At 45.0% G+C, this 11,592-nt stretch carries 11 protein-coding genes and 2 tRNA genes; 4 read left to right on the plus strand and 9 right to left on the minus strand.

What is annotated here, in order from left to right; all coding sequences use genetic code 11:
* Positions 1–346: 346 nt before the first annotated feature.
* Positions 347–1,816, plus strand: a complete 1,470-nt coding sequence (locus PN457_RS06385) for an aldehyde dehydrogenase family protein (protein ID WP_271732108.1) — start codon at positions 347–349, stop codon at positions 1,814–1,816.
* Here the strand turns inward: PN457_RS06385 and mazG are convergent.
* A complete protein-coding gene (gene mazG, locus PN457_RS06390; protein ID WP_271732110.1) occupies positions 1,811–2,620 on the minus strand; it encodes a nucleoside triphosphate pyrophosphohydrolase in 810 nt (269 codons plus the stop codon). The genes PN457_RS06385 and mazG overlap by 6 nt on opposite strands.
* Positions 2,621–2,651: 31 nt before the next feature.
* Positions 2,652–3,197, minus strand: coding sequence for a metal-binding protein (locus PN457_RS06395; protein WP_271732111.1), 546 nt, complete (start codon positions 3,195–3,197; stop codon positions 2,652–2,654).
* Between the two features lie 124 nt (positions 3,198–3,321).
* Here PN457_RS06395 and PN457_RS06400 point away from each other — a divergent pair.
* Positions 3,322–3,394: transfer RNA gene (locus PN457_RS06400), tRNA-Val, on the plus strand.
* Positions 3,395–3,537: 143 nt separating this feature from the next.
* Here PN457_RS06400 and PN457_RS06405 read toward each other — a convergent pair.
* Positions 3,538–4,254, minus strand: a complete 717-nt coding sequence (locus PN457_RS06405) for an ATP-binding response regulator (RefSeq protein WP_271732112.1) — start codon at positions 4,252–4,254, stop codon at positions 3,538–3,540.
* A gap of 284 nt (positions 4,255–4,538) precedes the next feature.
* Between PN457_RS06405 and leuC the strand changes: the two genes are divergently transcribed.
* Positions 4,539–5,942, plus strand: a complete 1,404-nt coding sequence (leuC, locus tag PN457_RS06410; protein WP_271732113.1) for a 3-isopropylmalate dehydratase large subunit — start codon at positions 4,539–4,541, stop codon at positions 5,940–5,942.
* Positions 5,943–5,986: 44 nt separating this feature from the next.
* A complete protein-coding gene (gene leuD, locus PN457_RS06415) occupies positions 5,987–6,580 on the plus strand; it encodes a 3-isopropylmalate dehydratase small subunit (RefSeq protein ID WP_271732114.1) in 594 nt (197 codons plus the stop codon).
* 19 nt (positions 6,581–6,599) lie between these two features.
* Here leuD and PN457_RS06420 read toward each other — a convergent pair.
* From PN457_RS06420 to PN457_RS06445, 6 genes are all read right to left on the minus strand, one after another.
* Positions 6,600–6,684, minus strand: a tRNA-Ser gene (locus PN457_RS06420).
* 134 nt (positions 6,685–6,818) lie between these two features.
* The gene (gene proB / locus PN457_RS06425) at positions 6,819–7,928 is read right to left on the minus strand and encodes a glutamate 5-kinase (RefSeq protein WP_271732115.1); all 1,110 of its coding nucleotides are present in this window, start codon (positions 7,926–7,928) and stop codon (positions 6,819–6,821) included.
* A 198-nt stretch (positions 7,929–8,126) separates the two neighbouring features.
* Entirely contained in the window at positions 8,127–8,666 is a 540-nt protein-coding gene (locus PN457_RS06430; RefSeq protein ID WP_271732116.1) for a YqeG family HAD IIIA-type phosphatase, read from the minus strand.
* 140 nt (positions 8,667–8,806) lie between these two features.
* Positions 8,807–9,376 carry a DUF3727 domain-containing protein gene (locus tag PN457_RS06435; RefSeq protein ID WP_271732117.1) on the minus strand — a complete coding sequence of 190 codons (570 nt, stop codon included), beginning with the start codon at positions 9,374–9,376 and terminating at the stop codon, positions 8,807–8,809.
* A 147-nt stretch (positions 9,377–9,523) separates the two neighbouring features.
* Positions 9,524–9,991: a Holliday junction resolvase RuvX gene (ruvX, locus tag PN457_RS06440; RefSeq protein ID WP_271732118.1), complete on the minus strand. Its 468-nt coding sequence runs from the start codon at positions 9,989–9,991 to the stop codon at positions 9,524–9,526.
* A gap of 1 nt (position 9,992) precedes the next feature.
* Complete coding sequence (locus PN457_RS06445; protein ID WP_271732120.1) at positions 9,993–11,234, minus strand: GNAT family N-acetyltransferase; 1,242 nt, start codon at positions 11,232–11,234, stop codon at positions 9,993–9,995.
* Positions 11,235–11,592: the final 358 nt, after the last annotated feature.

The raw sequence follows: 11,592 nt of genomic DNA on the forward strand, positions 1-11,592 counted from the left end.
TGGGGTAAAAACTGAATAGATTCTCGGTCAATTTCTCTGACTACTTGGGGGAGAAATAACTCTAAAAATTCCACAAAGAAGGTAGAAATTAATTCTTTAAATAACCGGTCATGGTCAATCATCCCAGGAGTTCCTCTAAAACCTCTAAGTCCGCCCCAATTTCATCCTCTAATAGTTTATGCTGTTTCAGCTAATAGCTGGCAAATGGTTTGATGGGCGTTGAAGCAACCAAACAGCACCGCATCGGGGATAAAATTCCCCGTGCTAGAATAACCTTAATCAAGTATCCCTCCCTTCATAGCAAGTAATTATTTAAGTAAAACCTTGATTTTTCCAGGAGAACCTGATGGTTATAGCCACAGTACCAGAGCAACAGGTAAAAATCGGACCTACCCAACTGCTGATTAATAACCAGTGGGTAGAAAGTATCAACGGTCGCCGCTTTGCTACCATCAACCCCAGTACAGGGGAAGTGATCTGTGAGGTAGCAGAAGCAGACAAAGCAGACGTAGACCGCGCCGTACAAGCAGCCCGCAATGCTTTTAATAGTCGGGAATGGCGGGGGATGTCCCCTAACCGTCGCGGTAAATTACTGTATAAATTAGCAAATTTAATTGAGGAAAATACTGAGGAATTGGCGCGGCTAGAAACCTTAGACAATGGTAAGCCTTTACATGATTCCCTAGGGGACATAGAGTTAGTCATTGCCTGTTACCGCTATTATGCGGGCTGGGCTGACAAAGTACAAGGTAAAACCATCCCCATTAATGGCCCTTATTTCTGTTACACACGCCATGAACCGGTAGGGGTAGTAGGTCAAATTATTCCCTGGAACTTTCCCCTATTAATGCAAGCTTGGAAATTAGCCCCAGCTTTAGCTATGGGTAACACCGTAGTCATGAAAAGCGCGGAACAAACACCTTTATCTGCATTGCGGGTGGGTGAGTTAATTATAGCTGCGGGGTTTCCCCCTGGGGTAGTGAATCTATTATCAGGATACGGTCACACAGCGGGAGCGGCGATCGCCAGACATATGGATATTGACAAAGTAGCCTTTACCGGTTCTACAGAAGTAGGACATTTAATTATGGCTGCTGCGGCACAAAGTAACCTGAAGCGAGTAACCTTAGAATTGGGGGGTAAAAGTCCTAATATAGTGTTTGCCGATGCAGACTTAGAAGCAGCGATCGCCGGTTCCCATGAAGGTATATTTTTTAATCAAGGTCAGTGTTGCTGCGCCGGTTCCCGGTTATTTGTAGAAGAGAAATGTTACGAAGAGTTTGTTACCAAAAGTGTAGAAGCAGCGAAAAGGCGGGTAGTGGGTAACCCCTTTGACCCCCACACCCAACAAGGACCCCAAGTAGACAAAGAGCAATTTGATAGAGTCATGGGTTACATCAATGCAGGGAATAGGGAAGGGGCCAAGCTGCTGTGTGGAGGGACTCAAATCGGCGAAAAAGGATTCTTTATTACACCCACAGTTTTTGCTGATGTCCGGGATGATATGCAGATCGCTCAAAAAGAAATCTTTGGCCCAGTGATGAGCATCATCAAATTTAGAGACATTGAGGAAGTAATTAACCGGGCGAATAATACCATCTACGGACTAGCTGCAGCAGTCTGGACACAGGATATTACCAAAGCCCATGCGATCGCCAACAATGTGCGCGCGGGTACAGTGTGGGTAAATTGTTACGATGTATTTGACGCAGCAGCACCCTTTGGCGGGTTCAAACAGTCAGGGATGGGTAGAGAACTGGGAGAATATGGACTGCAACAATACACCGAGGTGAAGACAGTCACCATGAAACTATAAACCTTGCTCCCGAGCAATTTGGGCCTTAGCCTGCTGCCATAAAGATTCTAACTCATCTAAAGAGTAATCAGACAGGGGGCGATCAAGCACCGCCTCCATTTTTTGTAACCTGTGTACAAAACGTTGATTAGTTCCTTGTAAAGCAGAGCTAGGGTCAAGATTGTACCACCGAGCCAACTGGATAACTGCAAACAGTAAATCACCCAATTCTGCTTCTTGACGTGCTGGAGTTTCCCCCACCAAAGCCTCTTGAAACTCCCCCAACTCCTCATAAAACTTCGCCCAAACCCCGTCAATACTTTCCCATTCAAAACCTACCTGGGCCGCCTTTTGGGAAATTTTCATCGCCCCCATTAACGGCGGAAGAGTGCGACCATAACGACCCAGCTGGTCACTCAACTGATGCTTAACAGAAACCTCCCCCTTTTCCCTGGCCTTAATCGCCTCCCAATTTTCCCTCACCTCATCCACACCCGCAACGGACACATCACCAAACACATGGGGATGACGACGGATCAACTTTTGCGAAATCCCCCTAGCAACCCCCTCCAAATCAAACCTTCCCGACTCCCCAGCAATTTGGGCTTGGAGAACCACCTGTAATAATAAATCCCCCAACTCTTCGGCCATAGCTGCATCATCACCCCCTTGAATTGCATCAACCACCTCATAAGCTTCCTCAATCACATAAGGAATCAGACTTTGGGGAGTTTGCGCCAAATCCCAAGGACAACCCCCATCAGGCGATCGCAACCGAGCTACCACCGAAATCAACTCCTGTAAAGCCGCCAAACACCCATCCATAAAAACCTCTGCGTACCTTTGCGTTAAAAAATCACCTTCTTCTCCTCCTAGGAGAGAGTAAACCCCGCACCCCCTGCTTTTGCAAACGCTTATAAGCCGAACCACCCCAATCACTCAGAGAATGACTCATAGCGCCCAACTCCAACCCCAAAAATAAAGCCAAATATTCCGTAGTGTAAACCATGAGCGATCGCCCCACAGTTACACCTAAATCCCGCCAAGTCAGAGTGACAATTCCCAGCATTTCCCCCATCACCAGAATTACCACAGCGACAAACCACAGCAAACAGCCCAGGTAAATTACCCTCAGGGTTGTACCAATAATTGGCCCGTGAGATAACATAGAGCGGTGACGCAGGTTTTTTTGATAAGGTAGCCAAATACAGCGTAAAAAGCCCCAGCGTTGAAACTGACGGGAGTAAATATCTAAATCCGGGCCAAACATCAGACCGCTAAACATAAACCCACTCGCAACCAACAGGGTTAAATTACTGCTGCGGGTTTGCCATAGAGTGGCACCGGCGATCAACGGTAGACTATATAAGGTAATGCGATCATGGGTTCTAGCAGAGGGCATATTGCAATTGATCGCCTTTCTACACAGGATTACCGAGTTATTATTGTACGTCAAAAAAAATATTTTCCCAAGGGGTTGCGCAATCAAAATTCTTTTGCTATATTGTTTAATTGTGAGAGCAAACGGGTGGTTAGCTCAGTTGGTAGAGCGCCTGCCTTACAAGCAGGATGTCACTGGTTCGAGTCCAGTACTACCCATTTTTATAGTAAGTGTATCTAGAGGCGTGAAATTTCACGCCTTTACTATCTTATATCGGGATGCGATCGCCTAGGAAGTAACCCTCAACAGCTAAAATTCTCTCTTGAGAGAAAAAACGCCGCCAAAACGCCAGCCAAAATAATCATGAATCCAGCAAATTAAACTGTTGGAGTAACTTAGTATTTTCCGCCGTCAGTAACTCTCGCAGGTCATCAACTTCATTCAAGATTTTCACCTCCCGCGCATATTCTTCTTGGATGATTCCCAAATATTGCTGACGCTTTTCCTCAGTCTGAGAATGGCCAAGCATATGTAGGGCGATGTTGATATTAGACAGAGGATCGCGTAATTCCTGGGATAATTTTTCTAACAAATTACCTCTAATATCCGATAGTTGTCGAGAAACTTGTAAATTTGTATCATTTTCTTTAATTTCCTGTTGCAGTTGTTCGATTTTGTGGTGATTATCCAGATGCTGCTGTGTAGATAATGCTTGTCTTTTTAACCGTGCTTTAACTGCTTGTAATATTTCCCCTGGTTCAAAAGGTTTAGTAATGTAGTCATCTGCGCCTAAATTCATCCCTTGGCGCAAATCCTCACGCTCGGCTTTAGCAGTGAGAAAAATTAAGGGAATATTAGCTGTATTAGGATAATTCCGCAGTTTTTTTAACACCTGAAAACCGTCCATACCAGGGAGCATAATATCACAAAGAATTAAATCAGGAGATTTAACCCTCGCTAAATGCAAGCCTTCTGAACCATCAGCAGCACTGACGACGGAGAAATCTGCTAATAGCAGAATTTCTGAGATATTTAAACGAATTTGCTCCTCATCTTCAATAACTAAAATCAAACTCATAACTTGCAACCCCAGGAATTAACCATTTATTTCTAATAGTAACCATTTGTTTTCATAACTAACAGATTGAAATTTTATAACTGGGTTTTAGCCCTGATAAAATCGCGAAATCCGTCAAATATTGCCAGAATATTCTTCTTGATTCCGAACTAGAAAATCTAGTTAGGGAAGTAATGGGGATAAAATGTAATTAATAACACATAATTCCACATAGAAAGCCAAATGTCACAGGGGGACAGTTTTTTGATAGTATAGTAAATCTGACTGGTTCAATAACGATTTTTATGAGCAAAGGCACCCTGTTTGATAAAGTTTGGAACTTACACACCGTTGGAACACTTCCCTCAGGGCTGACACAATTATTTATCGGGCTTCACTTAATTCATGAGGTCACTAGTCCCCAAGCCTTTGCTATGTTGCGGGAGAGGGGACTAAAGGTATTGTTTCCACAAAGAACCATAGCCACAGTAGACCACATCGTACCTACCGATAACCAGTCCCGGCCATTTATCGATGGCTTGGCAGAAGATATGATTCAGGCTTTAGAACAAAATTGCCAAGAAAATAATATCACCTTTCATAACATTGGTTCTGGTAATCAAGGTATAGTCCACGTCATCGCCCCAGAACAAGGACTGACCCAACCAGGAATGACTATCGCTTGTGGGGATAGTCACACATCTAGCCATGGGGCCTTTGGTGCGATCGCCTTTGGTATTGGTACAAGCCAAGTTAGGGATGTTTTAGCTTCCCAAACTCTGGCTTTATCAAAATTGAAAGTACGCAAAATCGAAGTCAATGGGACTTTAAACCCCGGTGTTTACGCCAAAGATGTCATCCTGCACATTATTCGCCAACTGGGTGTAAAAGGTGGTGTAGGTTACGCCTATGAATATGCGGGTACCACCTTTGCACAAATGAACATGGAAGAACGGATGACCGTTTGTAACATGGCCATTGAAGGCGGTGCGAGATGCGGTTATGTCAATCCCGACCAAGTAACCTATGATTACTTAAAGGGTAGAGACTTCGCCCCCACAGGTGCGCAATGGGAGGAAGCTGTGGCTTGGTGGGAGTCTATCAAGAGTGATGCTGATGCAGAATATGATGATGTAGTAGTTTTCAACGCCGCGGATATTGCTCCCACAGTCACCTGGGGAATTACCCCCGGTCAAGGTATCGGGGTCAATGAACTGATACCCAAAGCAGAAGAACTACCAGAAGAAGACCGCTTTGTAGCCGAAGAAGCTTACAAATACATGGATTTGTTCCCCGGTCAACCCATCAAAGGGACTAAAATTGATGTCTGTTTTATTGGTAGTTGCACCAACGGCAGAATTAGTGACCTGCGCGAAGCTGCTAAAATTGCCCAAGGTCGCCACGTTGCGCAGGGAGTTAAGGCCTTTGTGGTTCCCGGTTCAGAACGGGTGAAACAACAAGCGGAAGCCGAAGGACTGCATCACATCTTTGCACAAGCTGGATTTGAATGGCGTGAACCCGGATGTTCTATGTGCCTAGCGATGAACCCCGATAAACTCCAAGGTAGACAAATCAGCGCCTCCTCTTCCAACCGCAATTTTAAAGGTAGACAAGGTTCATCCTCTGGTCGCACATTACTTATGAGTCCCGCCATGGTAGCTACAGCTGCTATTCAAGGGGAAGTTGCAGACGTGCGCGAATTGCTATAACACCCCCACCCATCCCCCTGCTCTAGTGACAAAAACTTAAAATTATGGTCAGTGAAGTTAAAAAAATCTCAGGTCGCGCTATAATCCTTATAGGGGATGATATAGATACAGACAGAATTATCCCCGCCCGTTATTTAAAAGCCATTACCTTTGATGGCTTGGGTGAAGGCGTATTCATCGATGACCGCACCGCATTAAAGGGCGAACACCCCTTTGACCAACCCCAATATCAAGGGGCAAATGTGTTAATCGTTAACCGCAACTTTGGCTGTGGTTCATCACGGGAACACGCCCCCCAAGCGATCGCTAAATGGGGGATTCAAGCTTTAATAGGGGAAAGTTTCGCCGAAATCTTTTTTGGTAACTGTGTAGCCATGGGCATACCTTGCGTCACTGCCGATGCTCCTACAGTCAAAAAACTGCAAGAGTTAGTCAGCGCCGACCCCCAAGCTGCTGTAACAGTCAACTTGGAAACCTTACAAGTATCACTGGGCGATTATACCACAAAAGTTACCATGAGTCAAGGCACTCGCAGCACCTTTATTGCTGGTACATGGGATGCTTGCGGTCAGTTAGTGGCTCAGTCTGAGGCAATCCAGGCTACAGCTGCTCAACTACCTTATCTAACCTGGGTTTAGCCACAACAGGGAAATTAAACGGAGAGGGGGGGATTCGAACCCCCGTTGAGTTGCCCCAAAACGCATTTCGAGTGCGTCACCATCAACCACTCGGACACCTCTCCCGGTAATATATGCAGTTTTGGTGAATCTGTCAGACTTGGCGCAGTTATAGGCGGTTATTTATTGCCCGCCGGGATTTCGCCCATAAGCTCAGATACCACCTCCTATTATAGCACCTACAGCCATTTGTGCACCCCTAAGTTAAAACTAAATTATCCCGATGAATCACAGTTTCAGCACCTACATAGCCCAAAATTGTGCAAATTTCCCGGGAATGACAGCCGCGAATCTTTTCTAGCTCCTCGCTGCTGTAGTTGACAACACCTCTGGCGATTTCCGTTCCCTGGTGGTCGCATAACTGCACCGCCGCTTGAGCTTCAAAGTTTCCTTCTACTGTTTTAATCCCCGCGGCTAATAAGGATTTCCCGCCCTGGGCGATCGCGGCGATCGCCCCTGTATCCAAGTATAATTTTCCCGCCGGAACTAGACCGTAAGCTATCCAACGTTTACGAGCCGAAGTTGGTTCAGGTTGTGGTTGAAAGTGAGTTCCCAGGGGTTCCCCGGCCAGAATCTTCTCGATATTCTGGGGAAATCTTCCTTGAGTGATTACCGTTCGCACTCCCGCTGCGATCGCAATTCTAGCAGCAGAAATTTTAGTTAACATCCCCCCGGTACCCCATTGGGACCCTTGAGATCCGGTTTGTATTTGTAATGCTGCTAGTTCTTTGAGGTTATTCACCAAAGATATGGGCTGCGCATCTGGTACTGAACGCGGGTCGGCTGAATATAGCCTGTCTACATCAGTGAGGATAAATAACCAATCTGCTTCTATTAAACTAGCAACCAATGCCGAAAGGGTGTCATTATCGCCAAATTTCAACTCCTCCACTGCTACCGTATCATTTTCATTGACTACAGGAATTACACCCAGTCCCAATAGTTCCTGAAAGGTATTATACACATTCAGATAGCGGCTACGCTGTACCAAATCGCTACGAGTCAGCAACACTTGAGCAATGGGCTGGGATAGTGTAGTAAATAAATCATCATATATCCGCATTAACCGCCCCTGTCCCACTGCTGCTACTGCTTGTTTGAGAGCCATGGCTTTAGGACGTTCAGTTAAACCCAATCTGGCACAACCCACTCCCACCGCCCCAGAGGAAACTAAAACCACTCTATGCCCTTCCTGTCTCAAATGACACAGTGTTTCTGCTAAGGTGGCAATGGTGGACAGCGCTAGCTGTCCGGTTTCTGGTTGAGTGAGGCTAGAAGTACCGATTTTGATAACAATCGTCTTGGTCATTGATAATTTTCGTTAAAATTTGTAAAGCGCCGAGCCTTCTATAGATAAAGGCCGACGCTCTACGGGTTAATTGTTATTTATTATGGGCTAGGGTCTTTATTTTGCTGACCCCATATTATCAATTATTATCATCACCGATTTCCCAATTTTCCCTAGGTTTCTTAAGTATTTCTTTATATTTACTTTAGCGACGACTTCTCAAGTTTTGTTAACTTTTCTTTCTTTAGGGGTAATGGTAGCTCCCAAGATTTCCGATAACCAAACTTCAAAATTCCGCACAGGATGAGAGCGCAGAGCTACATCGGGATGAATAATCGGGTCTACTAAAATGGTGAACATTCCCAAACGATTACCTGCTAAGACATCGGTAAACAAGCGATCGCCCACCATTCCTACTTGTTCCGCAGGGAGATTCATCCCCGTGAGTGCGGCTCTAATTTTCCGTCGTGACGGCTTGGCTGCACCTAAGTAATAGGGCAAATTGAGCGATCGGGCGATTCCACCGATCCGTGATTCACTCAGATTATTACTCACCAAGCACAACTGTGTAGAACTACGCACTTGCTCTACCCAGTCTTGTAGTTCTGGCGAAGCTAGTCCCACTCTCAAAGGTACCAGGGTTTCATCCACATCCAATACCAACCCCTGCAGCCCATATTGTTGAATAATTGCGGGTGTCAGGTTCAAGACAGAACCGGATATAATTAAATTAGGCTGTAAGAGATCATTCCAGGTCATAGTCAAATTTAACTACTTCAAACACAAATATTTTATTCTCTCACCACTACAGCCTCACTGGTAGTGGGAGATTCTTCCCTCATTCCCACTTAACTAGAGTAGTATTACTACCAACCCCATCAGCATCAATCTACTTTAGCTTATTCGACCTCGTTAAAAAGTTCTTCTTCTAACAGTGGTTGTATTTTTTTAAATTCCTCTGGGGAAAGTAATTGAGGTTCTCCAGTGCTAGAAATGCGAGCGAAAAACAGCAGCGGGTCTACAGGGGTATAAATTGCGTATTCTTGATCTTGATGATAGAAACTAGCAAGTCGCTGTAATTGTTCAGGTTCCAACTCCTCATCTTCTTCAATTTCCAAGGTGAAAATCTCCGACTCTTCCACTGCTGGTAAATCACCAGACACTGTCAGAGCATAAGCAGTATGCTTGACGATCAAATTTTGTTCAGCCAAAACAGCCTGAGCAGTACCTAAAATTTGGTTAATGACAGCATCATCATCTACCAAAACCGCCTGTTCATCATCATCATCACCTTGCCAAGCAAAAATTTCTATAGGCGAGTCCACAGGGAGGAGCAAAACATATTCTTGTCCCTCAACCACCAGGGAATGTTCAACATAACATTCTAGGCTTCGCCCGGTCTCATCGGTGAGGGTGATAGAACCTGCATGAGCATGATCATTTTCTTCAGGAAATGGAGAGGAAAACATAGCCGAAGTGTAAAACTTTATAAATAGAAGTAGATATACAAATGTCTTTACTATTTCTTGACTAATTCAGTCAAGAGAAGAGCTTCAGAAATTGATATCAGTCTTAGTGACACAATTCAGAATATCATGTAAAAGGTATCAATACTCTCAGGCTAGCACGGCTTCCTGGAAGTTGCCCCGTCTAGTGTCAAGCCATTGTTGTAAAATTAAAGCTGCCGCCTTACGGTCAATTAAACCTTTATGGCGTGATGGCGAGATATTTTCAGCTATTAACAGTTGCTCCGCTTGGAAAGAAGTTAATCGCTCATCTACATATTCCAATGGTAACTCCATAGCCTTCGCCAATTTTTTGCCAAATTTCAACACATGACGAGCCTGGAATCCTAAAGTCCCATCCATAGAGTAAGGTAAACCCATGACCAGCACTTGTACCTGACGCTCATTCACCATGTGGCGGATTTGCTGGACATCCCTTTCAAAGGATGTCCGTTCAATGGTGGTGAGTCCCATAGCAATCAAACCAGTACCATCGCACCCTGCTACACCAATCCGCTTGCGACCAAAATCTAATCCCAATGCTGAAATAAACGGTTGTGGTTGCTCTTGGGGTGTCAAACTAGTTCTCCTGTTTTGGCTGCTCTGTGGATTCAGGAATCGGCAATACTTCCATACTCAAATTATCGCACTTAAAGGTTATAGGTTCTGATTTGCCTGGCGCTGGACTGTCTGATGGTGATTGGTTTGTTGGTCTTACCCATGACATCCCACCTGGTATGGGTTTACGCGCCGGTTGTAAACCTTGTAGTACCCCACTCCACTGAATTCCTTCCAAGGAAACAAATTTCGACTCCCGTAACTTATGCCAAACTGAGCGAGACATCACCAGGGTATGTTCTATGCGCTTGGCCCCAATGCGTTCTAAATACTCTTCTCGTTCCGCTTGGTAGTCTGAGGATGCTAATTGTAAACCTTGCTGCGGGAAATCTTGAACAATGCGCGCTAATTGGGAAAGCATCTCTGGATATAGCCAGGTATAAGCGGGGTGAACTGTCAGGGTCGCCACATGAGGAGTTTCGCCCTGGCGGTTCAGTTGTACTTGGAAATAGCCAATGGCTGCTTTGCGTTGCGGTTCAAACACGTAGCCACTCACCACTTCTGTTTTTGTGATCCACTGCTTCACAGCATCAGCTAGAGCACCCAACAAACTGGTTTTAAAGTCCCGTGTATTGCGATCAAACACCTGACGCACCAAAGGAGGCATTGATGCTGTATCTAACTGATAGAGTAATTGAGCATCGGCATTACTTACAGGCAAAAGATTAGGTAAGTCCGGCTCCGCTTGCGCTAATACAGCCAGTAATTGCGGTTCAATTTCCCAGTAGGTCATTTCTGCCAGGCGCTGAAATCCATTGTGCCGATATAGTGCTAGAGCGTCTTTATCATTAACATTAACTTCTAACAACCAAGTCCGAGCTTCTAAAATCGACTCAAAGCAATGGCGCAACAGTTGTGAGCCTACTCCTTGTTTCTCTAGCGATTTCGCCAGCATTACCCGATCAATCCGCCATGTACTGCGTGTACGGTTGAAAGGTGACACTTGAATCATTCCTAACAATACTCGCCCCTGTTCTGCTACGTAGGCACAGAAACGATACTTGAGAGGGTTAGGAAACCAACTCAAAAATTTTAGTAATCCATACCAACGGCGTAACCATTGCATCTGGTTGATGGCAATTTCAGCCTCTTTGGGAGTCAAGTCAGATAATGAGTCTTGAGTTATTTGCTCAATTCCGTCCAAATCCCGGTATTGGGCCGGCCGGATGACAACGCCGAGATTTCGAGGTAGTAATGAAGTCATCTTAATTTTATCTGCCATTTAGCCTTAAATTACTGGTTCAGAGGAAGTGCTACAATAATCTTAACCCCTTTTTACTCCTGCCTCTTGCTCCCCAAGAGTGATTTTTTTGACAATTGCAGCACTAAGGTGATCGATGTTATTGCTTCATCCTTGGTTGCAGTTATCCACTTAACCTACTACCTGCGGTTATGGCTACGCCACTCAAGGTATCATACAGCAAGAGTTTGTGAAATTATAGACAAATCTACAAAGTCACTTTACCAGGGGTAAACCTGATTGGAGTTACTCCTAACCCCTCTATCCCGTCTGCAAAAGCGTTCAGGACTGCTTTTCTTAATATGTTGTACGCCCCATTTAA

Origin of the sequence: Anabaenopsis arnoldii (genome assembly GCF_028331025.1) — a bacterium.
In the GTDB taxonomy this organism is placed as follows: domain Bacteria; phylum Cyanobacteriota; class Cyanobacteriia; order Cyanobacteriales; family Nostocaceae; genus Anabaenopsis; species Anabaenopsis arnoldii.